Origin of the sequence: Bacillus sp. LK2 (assembly GCF_001043575.1) — a bacterium.
Taxonomy (GTDB): Bacteria; Bacillota; Bacilli; order Bacillales; family Bacillaceae_G; genus Bacillus_A; species Bacillus_A paramycoides.
Genome location: NZ_LDUK01000020.1, coordinates 78,877 through 92,606 on the forward strand (window position 1 = coordinate 78,877; position 13,730 = coordinate 92,606).

A 13,730-nucleotide genomic window follows, 5' to 3' on the forward strand; every position below is an offset into this window, starting at 1 on the left:
CTAGATATCACAATTGTTATCTAGTGTGTTTTTTATTATAAAAACTTATTTTTCAAAACTACATTTCCTTCTTCAATAACTTCCCTTGCTTAAAATAAACTCCAAGTGTAGTACGATTCGCTAAAAATACACCAATCAAGATTAAACAAGCTCCAATACCCATGGCAGGATTTAAAGGCTCTCCTAAAATGATATATCCCACAATAACGGCGATTAATGGTGATACATATAACCATGTTGATGGAAATACTGGATTTGTTTTTGATAAGAGCCAGTAGTATAAGCCGTGTCCACCAATCGACCCTACAAATATGAGATATAAAATCGGCCATTGTACATTCCAAGATATTAAGATTGTTAGATTTGGCTGTTCAAATGTAATAGATACAATTAATAACAAAATCCCCCCATAAAACATTTGAATACCGTTAATTAGAAATGGTGATACGTCCGATAAATCTGAAAGTATTTCTTTTGAATGAATAGAACCTATTCCGTAAAATAACTCTCCCACTAATATAACGAGGCAAGCGATGCTCCATATAAATGTTAGTTCTTGATGCAGTCCAGGTAAAGAAATACAAAAAACACCTACAAGTGCTATAACTAAAGCAACGAGTTGTTCTTTTTGTAATTTCGTTTTATTTCGCCTTGACTGCCATAACAAAATCATCATTGGTCCCGTCGCAGAAAGGACAGCAGCTAAGCCAGAAGAAATATGTTGTTCAGCCCAGTACAATGTTGCAAATGTCATAAATGTTAAACAAAAACCAGCGTACATAATACGCTTTGAAAATAAATACGGCATAATTTCTTTTCGTTTTAACTTAAATATAACCATAAGAATAATCCCCGCCAAAAAGAAACGAATTCCTGCCGAAAACAAAGGTGGTGCACCTGCTTCTATTCCGAGCTTTATCGTTAAAAATGTTGTTCCAAAAATGATACATACTAAAATGTAATTGAAAATGACCATTAAGCTTCCTCCTTTTTACTCTTGAAATGAGTATAGAGGATACGGTGTATAACAGTGTATTAGCGCATATAACAGTTGCCCACAGTTATAGTTGATTACTAGCATATTTTTCGCTTTAATAAAATTAAAAAGAAAAATAGGTGATGCCATGAAGATTGTACTACGTAAAGAATCCAACATACCCTATTATCAACAAATATATATGCAAATTGTTGAGAGAGTGCAAAACGGAATGCTTTTACATGGTGATTCCCTCCCTTCTTTACGCTCTATGGCCGTGGATTTGCAAATTAGCTTATTAACTGTTCGTAAGGCATATAAACAGTTAGAAACGAAAGGTTATATACGGATTGAGCAAGGAAAAGGTGCTTATATATATAAACGTGTAAAGAAAGATTTCAAACCAATTCCATATCAATGGCAACAAACGAAATCCATCAATGTTATGCGTTCTCAATATGTAATGAATCAACATCGTAAATATTATGATTTTTCACAAGCGATCTTGTATCCACGTTTATTACCAAATCCATTTCTATCTGATGAAATGCACAAATTACTTAATAAAGACCAGATGATACTAGCTACTTACGGACCTGTTCAAGGCGATAGTGAGCTCCGAGGCGAAATAGCCAATTACTTAAAAGAACACCAACAATTAGTTACAGATCCATCTCAATTATTAATTACAAGCGGAGCCCAGCAAGGAATCAATTTAATCGCCCAAACATTATTAAAACCTGGAGACATAGTGTTAGTAGAAAGTCCGTGTTATGGCGCTGCACTTGATGTGTTTGTTAATAAAGGAGCTCAAATTATACCTATCAGTCTTGATGAAAACGGAATTCGCTCTGATTTGATCGATGATATTTGTCAAAGAAAGAATCCTGTTTTGTTGTATGTGAATCCTACTTTTCAGAACCCGACAGGTACTGTGATGAGTAAAGAAAGACGCATGGAGATTGTAGAGCTAGCAGAGTTATACCAATTTTTTATACTTGAAGATGATTCTTTCGGAGAAATATATTTTGAGGATGCTATAGTACCACCTCCAATGAAAAGCTTTGATACGAATGGTCATGTTATATATGTAAAAGGATTTAGTAAGACGTTAGCACCAGGACTTCGCATTGCAGCACTTGTAGCCGAAGGACCTATTTTTGAATGGCTTTATGCAGTAAAGGGTTCAATGGATATTGGCAGTCCTTTATTAACACAAAAAGCACTCCTTCCCTTTTTACGTGCAGAACGTATGAAAAATCATTTAGAAAAATTACGTACAGCTTTACAAATAAGACGTGATATAACAATTGATATATTATTGCCATTAAAAGAAATACAGTTTGAAATACCTAATGGCGGATTTAATTTATGGGTTACACTTCCTGACTCAATCGATCCCTTTACATTACTACAAAAAGCTAATGAAGTAGATGTTTCTTTTTTACCCGGCACAGCTTGTCTATTAAATCATGAAACTCAATGTAATCACTTGCGAATTAGTTATTCAATGTTAAATGAAAAAGATATGTTGATTGGTTTAGAGAAATTACATGATACAATAAGCAATTTTAAATAGTCTTTTCATCTCCAATATACTAAGAAAAGCAAATACCTTAAAACAAAGAAGATGTACAATTCCTTTGTTTTGAGGCATTATAAAGTCCTAATGTAGCGATTTGTTCGGAAACCAATATTAAACTATTGGTATACAGACATTTTAATTCAACAACTTAATATCCTTTTTAGCATATTAAAATTTTGTTAATAAATTTCTGGAGAGTCCCAAGTTAAAATATTATAAAACTACTATAAAACTACTAATTTGTTTACTCATTATTTATTGAATTCATTAACTGGAAGAAATATTCAGGTTTATGAGTATTATTTAAGTTATACCATGAACGAAGTGTATCTGGTGCAAATACATCTAGTTTTTCCAGTACTTCCATCGCAAATTCCAAAGGAGCTACTCCTGATGCAGTAATTAAATTTTCACCAGATGCTACAGGTCCCATTTTATAAAATTTTTCTCCATTATAATTAGGACAAACCATTTTAATGTACTCTAAACTATTACTAGTATGCTTTCTAGAATCTAAGTATCCGAAATTTGCAAGACCTTCAGTTGCACCACAAATTGCAGCTACAATAGTACCAAGCTTTAAAGCCTCACCAACTTTTTTCAATATAGGTTCATGTATATTTTCGCTCCAAGTATTCACGCCTTCCATTAGTGAATATTATTTCTTTTTATTAATTTCAGCTTTATATTGTACGATTATTTAACGTTATTTGATAAAATAAGTAAGCTTTACAAATGCCCTAGTTCTCATAGTTTTCATCATGTGAAAACTATTTATAACACCCTTAGTCAAAGGTACTTCTCCCCATGTATACTTGATTTTTGCTCTTGTATTTTTTATTCATTCATGTATTATATGATGAAAGAAACTTCACAAGAAGAAAACTAGTGTCAATGAGGTGTATCATATGGAAACAAAAAATAACGTTACAATTGGTTCTTTCGTACAATTTCCCTATCGTAATAACTCCTCCTTACAATTAACAGGTTATGTAGTGAATATCTTACAAAATACGATTGTAGTTGATATTGCAGAGATTGCAGAAACACATGCTATAGACGAAACTAGACAAGTCGTAAAACATGGTTGTTATCACAAAATGAAGTAAATTTATAATAGATAAAAAGATCCTAGTACCCACTAGGATCTTTTTATCTAACGTTGGACAGTTACCACGCTTAAGGGTACCGCATGGTGGAAAGTATCCTGTGAAACAATTACTTGTATAGACTTTTCCATTACATTCATATGCATAAATAAAATAGTGAATAAATAAAAGACAAGATGCTGGTAACATCCCGTCTGATATGTAACTACTGCTGTTAGGTGCTAGGTTACAAAAAGTTATTTTCTTTTTGAACCACCTTTATTACGATTAGCTGACGTGAGGTTGTTCTTTTATGTTTATTGTAACTGTTAAAAAATCACTTCTACTTGATTCATTTTCAGCCAAACCAAATATACATTGTATTAGCCATTAATTCCTTATTCATAAAGGATGTAGTATTTAGTAAAACTTGTTTTTTGACCAATTTTTTTAGTTTTAAAGCCATCGATTAAACTTCCTGATGTATATTCTCTTTATAATCTGAGTAACTAGTGCATACATTGTTAAAATTCCCAATAACCACAGAAAATAATAAAACGGAAGTGGAGTTAAGCCAATTTGAGCACTTAAACTGGTAAATGGAAGGGAAATCCCTATAATCATAACTAAGCCTGTAAGTACCAAAACTGGCCCAGCAGCCGTACTTTGTAAGAAAGGAATATGTTGAGTACGAATCATATGTACAATTAATAATTGTGTTAATAACCCTACTACGAACCAACCCGTTTGAAATAAGGATTGCATTTCAGGAATATTTGCACCAAATATATTCCACATTACAATAAAAATGATTATATCAAAAACACTACTTACCGGCCCAATAAAAATGATAAAACGAAATAAATCTTTTGTGTCCCAATTTCTTGGTTTTACTAAAAATTCATTGTCTACTTTATCCCATGGAATTGAAAGCTGGGATAGATTATATAGTAAGTTTTGACATAATATTTGAATTGGTAGCATTGGAAGAAAAGGAAGAAATGCACTAGCAATTAATAAACTTAATACATTTCCAAAATTTGAACTTGCTGTCATCTTAATATACTTCAGTATATTTCCAAACGTTGTCCGACCTTCCACTATAGCATCTTCTAAAACATGTAAATTCTTTTCTATAAGTATAATATCTGAACACTCTTTAACAATATCATCTGCTGTATGGATAGATACACCAACGTCAGACTGTTTTAAAGCAAACACATCGTTAATGCCATCCCCCATAAACCCAACTGTATGACCATTCATTTGAAGTGCCTTAATAATACGGAATTTTTGACTAGGATTTAATTTTGCGAACACACTTGTTTTACTTGCAAGTTTTACTAATACTTTATCAGGAAGACTATCAATTTCATAACCCAGTACTGGTTCTCCTATATACAAGCCCATTTTCCTACATATATTTCTTGTCACGGACTCATTATCACCAGTTAAAATTTTCACTTGTACTCCTTTCTTTTGTAGAGTATGAAGTGCAGCGATAGCCGATTGTTTGGGTGGATTTAAAAAGCCTACATATCCAACAAGTATCATATCTGATTCATCATCAATTGAGTAACTCCCCACTTTATCACTCTTTAACTGCTTATATGCAACTGCAATAACTCGCATCCCTTTTTCCTGCCAGAGTTCAATTAAGTGTTTATTTTTACGTTGGATTTCATCTGTAATAGGAATAATCTTATTATTTTCTTTTATATAACTACAAATTGATTCAACTTCTCTAACAGCACCTTTACATATCATTATTCGTTCGTTAGCATTTTTTTCTACAACAACTGAAACTCGTCTTCGATCAAAATCAAATGGGTATTCATCTATTTTTGTGTATTGAGATATATCATATTTACTACTATCTCTTACATAACGCATAACCGATAGATCAATTTCATTTTTATATGCTGTATGAAAGTAACCATTTAAACACGCTAATTTCAAAACCTCATCCGACTTCTCCCCATTTGTATCTGTATGGCGTACCAGGTCCATTTTATCTTCTGTCAACGTTCCTGTTTTATCGGTACAGAGAATATCCATAGCTCCGAGATTATGGATAGAAGATAGTTGTTTTACAAGTACCTTCTTTTTACTCATATTAATAGAACCTTTAGCTAAATTAGCGGTTACAATCATTGGAAGCATCTCTGGAGTAAGTCCAATCGCTACAGCTATAGCAAATAAAAATGCCTCATACCAATTCCCATTTATAACCCCATGTATCATCATGACAATAGGTGTCATGATAATCATAAATTTAATTAATAGCCAGCTAACTTTGCTTACCCCTTTATCGAATCTAGAATCAGATTTCTTGTTCAGTTTGAACTGATTCTTTGCTATTGAACCAAAGTAAGTATCTGTTCCAGTACCTACAACTATTGCTTTTGCGGTACCACTTATAATATGGGTTCCCATAAAACAGAGATTTTCTAATTCAATTAAATTTTGGATTTTTCTAATTTTACGTTTTTTGTACATATGGAAATATTGATTTGATTTTTCAATAGGTAATGCTTCCCCTGTTAGTGATGATTGATTTACAAGTAAATTTTCCGATGAGATAATTCGTACATCTGCAGGTACAATATTCCCAGCAGATAATTCTATAATATCCCCTGGTACAAGATTCTCAAGAGCAACTTGTACCTTTTCACTTTCTTCTAATACCGCCCTCTTATTTTCTTTATATAAAACATTCCCCGCCCTGAGAACGGTTACCTTTTCATATACAAGATTTTGTAATTTTTCTATAGACTTCTGAGAACGAATTTCTTGTATGAACCGAATTAACGCACTTACAGCCACCATAATCCCTACAATAATAGTACCCTTTATATCATTAGTAAGAAAAGATAACATCCCTAATATTATTAGAAGAGAAATAAACGGACTTCTAAAAGAATTAAATAATGTTATATACCATTTTATTCTTTTTTGATAAACTACTTTATTTTCCCCATATACTTCAAGCCGCTTAGTAGCTTCCTCCTGAGAAAGTCCATGAGACGTTGTTTTAAAAAAAGCTAACGTCGACTCAACATCACTTTTTGCAATTTCACTTAGCATTTTATAATTTTTGCTTAGTACTTCCTGATTATAAAAAGATTTTTTTTTATTAGATCGCAACAACTTAACCTCCTATCCATTAAATAAAATCCTCCTGTTTTTTCAAAATATAATTTTAAAACTACATTTTTAAAATCACCCTGAATTTTCAATTGAATTTAGAAGTACTATTGCACTTAAATAGTATTATTCTCACCGTAAAAAGTAATTTTTATTTATAAGTTTCCTCTTATTAGCAGCAAAACTTTTGAATATAATGTGGTCTGTCGCTAGTATAGTAGTGTAGATTCTTCATTTATTATTTTTGAACTTCGTTTGCAAACTTGTTAGCACTTTTTTATATTCCCTCTAATACATACACCTTCACAAAAACATCATACTTAGCTGCTAACTCTTCCAATTTCTTTTCTCTGTATTTTGTAATCGTAAAAAAATGAATAATCGGCATTTTCCCGTTATATTTCTGTTTATAAATTCATGTGAACTCTTCGTACTTTTTTAATTTCTCTTCATTCATTTTCATTTTCTGTGAGCGATTTACTTCAATTGCATGGAGCACGCCTTCTTCATCTCGACATTTCACATACGGAATAATTTTCTTTTTCTCTCCATTCTTCCTGAAGCGTATTTCTGTTTCTACTTGCCAATCATCTGGACAGAATAAACGTAACCATGATTCGTTCCTTAGTAATGCATGCGCAAGCTTTCCTCTTGATACAACCTTCCCATCATCACCAAACTTTGCATGCCCTTCTTTTGTATAGTCACGCATTAGGATTTGGCTTTTCCCGACAGAAGTTGTAGCAGGAATATATTTCTCCGAATTACGGCTGAAGTCAATTCCGTTGCTATGTAAGTGCAATTCCTCTCCGTTCTTACCGAAGCTCTGTTTTAAGTGTTTAAGAGGGTAAATGGCTAAATCTCCGATAGAATGTATTCCCTTTCGGTTTAACTTTTCTTCTGTTTTGTGGGGAATTCTCCGAAATTTATTAAGTGGTCGTTGTAGCTTTGAAATAAAGTTACGATATTTATAAAAAAGATACGATGCTTTATTCCTTCAAGTAAAAAATTCTAAGTGCGTTTCGATTAAACTTTTAACAAAAAATGTATAACACTCCAAAAAAAGGAATCCATTTTGATCAATCTTTTTTCAAAATGGATTCCTTTTGTCTCTTATCAATATTCATATGTTACAATAGTATCAGTAGTACCAGTAAAACCATCAAAACAATTAGAGCAACCACCGCCACCACAACCACCACAGCCACCACAGCCACCGCAACCAAAACAACTAAAGCAACCGAAGCAACCAAAACAACGGAATCCACCACAACGAAATCCACCACAACGACCACCGCCACAACGACCACCGCCACAACGACCACAACCACCACAGCGACGAGCAGCATCTTCAATATAGTAATATGGATATTGGTTTTGCTGGTCCCAATACACAATATTTCCAGACTGATAATCATTAAGGCTTAACGCTTGTAGTTCTTGTTGAAACTTATTCATTTTCATGACCTCCGTTTATAAACTAAAAATCCATCGATGCTCTCCTATATTTCTGTTCGTTAAATCTAAGTAGAAATAGCGCTATAAACTAAGTTCAATACGTACACCAACAAAATATGACCTATCACTAGATGATGCACCTTGTTCATATGCCTATTTTTAGGTTGTTTTTACTATGGGCTCATTTTTATAAATGGAAGGGGGATGCCTGTAAGGGGGAAAAATTCCCGTGACACCTTCCAAATTGACTTTTACACTCTTGAGCAATTTTAAAAGAGCGAAGTACTATAAATAAACCAGTTAATATGATCAGTGCCCCTATAATACCAAGCTCCTCAGATACAATTGACATAATAAAATCAGTATGAGGCTCAGGTAAAAAACCTTCCTTTTGAATTGTAATGATAATCGAAAACACCAACGGATAATCTATTAACTTTAATACTTTTTTTCATTTCTATTCTCTCTATCTCCATACTTCCAACAAATTTGTCTACAAACTTTGCGGGAACGAACTTAGGTATAAAAACTTAATAAAAAATTTTTATAAACCTAGTAACATTTTTGCAATGGTAAAGTACAGAATTAACCCCGTCCCATCGACTAATGTCGTAATGAACGGACCTGAGATAACAGCTGGATCCAGCTTTAACTTATTTAGAATCAAGGGTAATACAGATGAAACAATAGACGACCAAATAACAATGAATAATCCAGTAATAGCTACAACTTGTGCGACTTCTGTACCTACGCCTAAAGTGTACGCACGAATTAATGCCGCCACGGCTAATGTAAGCCCGAGTAAAATACCTACTAAAGCTTCTTTTTTCATAACACGAAATATATCTTTAAATTTCACCTCATTTAGAGCTACAGCACGAACCAATGTAGTTACGACCTGTGTACCTGTATTTCCACCAGTTCCAATTAACAATGGAATAAAGAAAGCCAGTGCAACTACATGAGTCAAGGTTTCTTCATAATGTCGAAGTACAGAACCAGTATATGCTTCTGCTACAAACAGAAGTAATAACCAACCTATACGTTTACGGTATATTTGCCAAATAGAGGTTTCGAAATATGGCTTATCTAATGGGGTGCTCCCTCCTAATTTTTGAATATCTTCAGTTGCTTCTTCTTCGAAAACATCCATTGCATCATCAAAGGTTATGATACCTATCATCCGATTATCCATCGTTGTTACAGGTATAGCGGATAAATCATAATCCATTAGCTTTTGTACAGCTTCCTGTTGGTCTAGGTCCACTGAAACTGAAATAACATCTGATGCCATTATTGATGATAAAGTCTTATCATCTGAAGCTAGCAATAATTCACGAATAGACACAATTCCATTAAGCTGACCACGCGTATCAAGAACATAAATATACGAAATTGATTCTACCCCTGCCCCAATTTTTCTAATATGCGACAGCGTATCTTTAACTTTCCAATTCTCTCTGGCAGCAATATAGTCAATTGTCATCAGACTGCCAGCTGTTCCAGATTGAAAAACCAGCAGACTTCTAATTCTTTGTTGAGATTCTTCAGACAAAAGTTGTATCAACTTTTCAGCCTGAAGTGGATGAATTGAAAGAATTACATCAACAAGGTCATCAATAGATTGCCTAGCTAATAGCTCTTCCCCTTTATCCACAGACAAGTTGGTGCAAATATTATATTGCTCCTCTGGAGTAAGGTAACTAAGAATTTTCGCACCTTTTTCAGTAGGAAAACATTTCATTAGAGATATCTGATCTTTATGATGAAAGTCTTTCATTTCCATTGCAATATCATAAGATTGAGTTTTTATAAGTTCTCGCACTAAGTGTATGTCTTTTGTCGTTAATAGTTGTTGTAAACATTGTTTCATCGTAATTCCTCCTTAAGGACAGTGGTACTTGTTTTCATTTTCCCACTTTTGGGAAAACAAATTTCTTAATACATATGGGATCAATATCATCAATCATTAGTTTTCCCCCCTTTTTATAAGAGATTTATTACAAATAAAATTTTACATATAAAAAACCTCCCCTAGTGATTCAACTAAAGGAGGCTGATTTTAAAAAAGACATAGCTAAATAAAGCTCATTCCCCCTAGTTGAGTTTTGGCACTATACAACGTAAAGGATGAATCATTCATCACTTAGCTATCTTAAGAAGAGCCTTAATCCGACAATTCCTGTTCTACCCATTGGCATCTTTCGATATTTTTGGGCAATAGCCTGTGTTTGTATAGGAGCCTCACCTAACAGGTTATAAATATTAAAAATTTTTTGCTTGTTTCGTTTTAAAGCATATCCACTATTTTTGAACTTGTCAAGTTATAATGAAACTTATTTTTCCACCTTTTAATATCAAAACATTCCCAAATCATAGATATAAACATCCGTATAATAATTTATATTTATACAGCGAACCTTACAATTTATGCGCTAAATTTTTAAAACTATAAAATATTAACCATGAACTCATTAAGCAGGTTTAATAGTATATTAAAATCATCATTATCAAGACTCTATTAAGTTCATACCATCTTCTACTGTTACACAAAAATACTATTGTTCCTGAATCAAAAATTATTAAATGCCACTATGTAAAGTACTCAAAAGCACATTTCCAGTCTAAAGAAAGTATACCAAAAGAAATTTATTATTCTTCAGTAGACTTTAATGGCTATATACAAGCAACTACCGCTCTCCAAATCCTGTCTGAAAACCCCACTCCTGATTCAGTCCCTTCCTTTATGAACACCCTTTTCCTTATTTAGTTCCTACACCCTATTCAAGATATGCTGTTTTATCCTTGTCTGATGAATATCTATTTATCTTTTCATATAGAGCATACAGAATTTTTACTCATAATTTTTTATTTATTAGGCAAACTATGTCTAAGCCGTTTGAACTAGCGGCTTCACTCTTCTGGTAATGGGAAAGCAATTTATTGTAATTGACTAACTCATTCAATCCACTGGTACCGGCAGGCAACAAAAATTGTTGCCTGCCATTTTCATGTATACTTTTTCTGATTTCATTTCAAACCATATAGAAATTGCGTGCTGTACTGATTTTAAACAGGAAGGAAATTGATTTTTGAAAAAGCAGAAAGGGTAAGGTTCTGTCTACTTTTTGTATAAGACTTTTCCTTTTCACATATACTATTTTTGAACCTATTTACCAATACGTGTCCTATTGGTGTCTTGAATTCCTTCTTAGCTTCTTTAATATTTGGATTTTACAGATCATAAGTACATTTTCTGGTTATTCGTAGTTTTTATCCAGAATAAATTCCTCCTAAAAGGGCGGCAGATACAACTGCATGCCCTTTTTACTTACATTGCTGCTATATCCAATAAAGTAAATAAAAACTTATAGAATGCAGTATTACATATTCTTTGTAGTCCAAATTATGTTAGAATTTCTTATGTTGTTTATTTCATAATCGAATTATGGTTTCATATCTAATTCAGCAACGCGTGAGCTGTATACTAAAAAAGAAAAGACAACAAAAAGGTGTCTTTTCTTTTTTAATATAATCGAATTCCAGTACTATATTTGTTCTCTTAAAAACCTTCTATCTTGTTCTTAAAGTTGTCAAATTTCATATGTAATTCCCCAAAAAACATATGCTATTATGTTGCTAAGAAACTATGTGTTCCCTTAACCCTGTATCCGGCCCTGTATTTTTTACAGGGTCTTTTTTTATTTGACAGTTTATCAGCGTTAATAAATTCGAATTTTCATTTTAAATCGTTTAAATGTTAATTAGGTTCTGAACCAATATATTAATATTTAGGTGCAGGTTTAACAATAAGTTCCTTGAAATGCCTAGGTCGGCAATGAGTTGCACTAACTCAAAAAATAAAAGCCAGTCTCAATAAAGAGAACTGACTTCTATTTAGGTAACCATAATTATCATAGAACTTTTACTTTAACAGTTTGTCTTCCCCAATTAATAGCTTTGCTTTTTGAACCTACTAAAACATCAATACGATTACCTTTAATTGCGCTACCGGTATCAGCAGCGATCGCTTCACCATAATTTTCTACCCATACTTTTGATCCTAATGGAATTACTTTCGGATCAACTGCTATAATTCTCATATTCGGATTTTCCGTTAAATCATGCCCCATCGCACTTAATACGCGTCCATCATATGTACCATTTTCACTTGGATCAGCAGTATACGCTGTTGCTATAACCGTTAATTCACGTTTAGCAGACTGTGTGTTATTTTTAGATACTTCTTTTGCCTTTGCTATTTCCTGCACTTTTGCTACTTCTTTCGCTTTTGCTATTTCCTGCGCTTTCACTGCTTCCTGCGCTTTTGCCACTTCTTTTGTTTTTGCTACTTCTTCTGCTTTTGCTATTTCCTGCGCTTTTGCTACTTCCTGTACTTTTGCTGCTTCTTTCGTTTTCGCTACTTCCTGTACTTTTGCTACTTCTTCTGCTTTTGCTACTTCCTGCGCTTTTGCTACTTCCTGTACTTTTGCTACTTCCTGCGCTTTTGCTACTTCCTGTACTTTTGCTACTTCTTCTGCTTTTGCTACTTCCTGCGCTTTTGCTACTTCTTTCACTTGCATTGCTTTTTTCGCTTTTACTACTTCTTGCGTTTTCTCTTCACCTTTCTTTTCAACTGTTGCTGTACTTGATAAGAAAGAAACATTTGCATACGCTGTTTTTCCTTTATACTCAAATTGCAGCCATCCATCTTTCACTTGCTGCGTTGTTTCAATTACATCATCTTTTTTCAGTCTGCCAAGAATTTCTGATTCTGTGTTCGCTTCAGAACGTACATTTAACAAGTTTGCTGTTACATGATAAATATTTTTTGTAAACTCGGAACTTACAAATGCCTCTTTACCGTTTAGCTCAATTTTCGACCACCCTTTTTCAGTATGTATGACATTTAACTTATGCCCATCTAATACTTTACCGACAACCTTTGATTCTGTAGTTGGGTTTTCGCGTACGTTTAGTACATCAGCTGTTACAATAGTTTCTGCGGTAACGGATGTTGTAAAAGCCCCCAACCCAAAAACTGTTGCTGTTGCTGCACCAATTATTTTTTTCATAATAGCCTCCATTATATTTATTTTTTGCAGTTTATTATATCAAATGTTTCCGTAAAATTAGGATAATTCACTGAATAACAATATATTTGTAACAATATATTAACACAACTTAATATACGGTTGTTTATAAAACCCCTTTTCATTCCAGATTTATAATGTGTCTTCATTTTTTAAACACAAAAAAGGAACCTTTTATAGGTTCCTTTTTGCCTCACACTCTTTTTCAAATGGTACATTTTTGCACCTACATTCAGCATAGCTTATAATTCCTATAAAACAAATGAGATTAAATAAAATTGTTATCTTATTTTCATAAAAGAAGATGCTGGTATAGAAATTAATAATATTAGGTTCACGTGCGAAAGCTTTTGTGTTCTTTCACCAGCATCAAAACACCATCA

The 13,730-nt window shown here is 33.1% G+C and carries 7 protein-coding genes, 5 pseudogenes and 1 riboswitch; of the genes and pseudogenes, 3 read left to right on the top strand and 9 right to left on the bottom strand.

All coding sequences use genetic code 11. The features are described from left to right. Positions 1-58 precede the first annotated feature (58 nt). Positions 59-976 carry a DMT family transporter gene (locus VK90_RS14795; RefSeq protein WP_048373850.1) on the bottom strand — a complete coding sequence of 306 codons (918 nt, stop codon included), beginning with the start codon at positions 974-976 and terminating at the stop codon, positions 59-61. A gap of 148 nt (positions 977-1,124) precedes the next feature. Between VK90_RS14795 and pdxR the strand changes: the two genes are divergently transcribed. Continuing rightward, a complete protein-coding gene (pdxR, locus tag VK90_RS14800; protein ID WP_048373852.1) occupies positions 1,125-2,555 on the top strand; it encodes a MocR-like pyridoxine biosynthesis transcription factor PdxR in 1,431 nt (476 codons plus the stop codon). Positions 2,556-2,805: 250 nt separating this feature from the next. Here the strand turns inward: pdxR and VK90_RS14805 are convergent. Then, positions 2,806-3,213 (bottom strand): annotated as a pseudogene (locus tag VK90_RS14805) (DJ-1/PfpI family protein); the annotation flags it as partial. Positions 3,214-3,469: 256 nt separating this feature from the next. Between VK90_RS14805 and VK90_RS14810 the strand changes: the two are divergent. Then, entirely contained in the window at positions 3,470-3,670 is a 201-nt protein-coding gene (locus VK90_RS14810) for a DUF2187 domain-containing protein (RefSeq protein WP_002172089.1), read from the top strand. Positions 3,671-4,105: 435 nt separating this feature from the next. Here VK90_RS14810 and mgtA read toward each other — a convergent pair whose 3' ends face one another. The 6 genes and pseudogenes from mgtA to mgtE all read right to left on the bottom strand — a co-directional run bounded on the left by mgtA (position 4,106) and on the right by mgtE (position 10,127). Continuing rightward, a complete protein-coding gene (gene mgtA / locus VK90_RS14815; protein WP_048373855.1) occupies positions 4,106-6,799 on the bottom strand; it encodes a magnesium-translocating P-type ATPase in 2,694 nt (897 codons plus the stop codon). A gap of 274 nt (positions 6,800-7,073) precedes the next feature. Then, positions 7,074-7,493, bottom strand: a pseudogene (locus VK90_RS30750) (replication-relaxation family protein); the annotation flags it as partial. Continuing rightward, positions 7,488-7,745: pseudogene (locus VK90_RS29890) on the bottom strand (DNA polymerase thumb domain-containing protein); the annotation flags it as partial. The pseudogenes VK90_RS29890 and VK90_RS30750, both read right to left, overlap by 6 nt. A gap of 167 nt (positions 7,746-7,912) precedes the next feature. Further along, the gene (locus VK90_RS14825) at positions 7,913-8,254 is read right to left on the bottom strand and encodes a heterocycloanthracin/sonorensin family bacteriocin (protein WP_048373857.1); all 342 of its coding nucleotides are present in this window, start codon (positions 8,252-8,254) and stop codon (positions 7,913-7,915) included. Between the two features lie 238 nt (positions 8,255-8,492). Then, a pseudogene (locus VK90_RS28735) lies at positions 8,493-8,654 on the bottom strand (FtsW/RodA/SpoVE family cell cycle protein); the annotation flags it as partial. A gap of 144 nt (positions 8,655-8,798) precedes the next feature. Next, entirely contained in the window at positions 8,799-10,127 is a 1,329-nt protein-coding gene (gene mgtE / locus VK90_RS14830; RefSeq protein WP_002172084.1) for a magnesium transporter, read from the bottom strand. Positions 10,128-10,340: 213 nt separating this feature from the next. Next, positions 10,341-10,517: riboswitch (M-box (ykoK) riboswitch) on the bottom strand. A gap of 236 nt (positions 10,518-10,753) precedes the next feature. On the opposite strand from mgtE, the pseudogene VK90_RS30755 reads away from it, so the two are divergent. Next, a pseudogene (locus tag VK90_RS30755) lies at positions 10,754-11,024 on the top strand (hypothetical protein); the annotation flags it as partial. Positions 11,025-12,168: 1,144 nt separating this feature from the next. Here VK90_RS30755 and VK90_RS14835 read toward each other — a convergent pair. Then, positions 12,169-13,329 (bottom strand): SH3 domain-containing protein, encoded by a 1,161-nt coding sequence (locus VK90_RS14835; RefSeq protein ID WP_048373859.1) that lies wholly within the window; start codon positions 13,327-13,329, stop codon positions 12,169-12,171. Positions 13,330-13,730 lie beyond the last annotated feature (401 nt).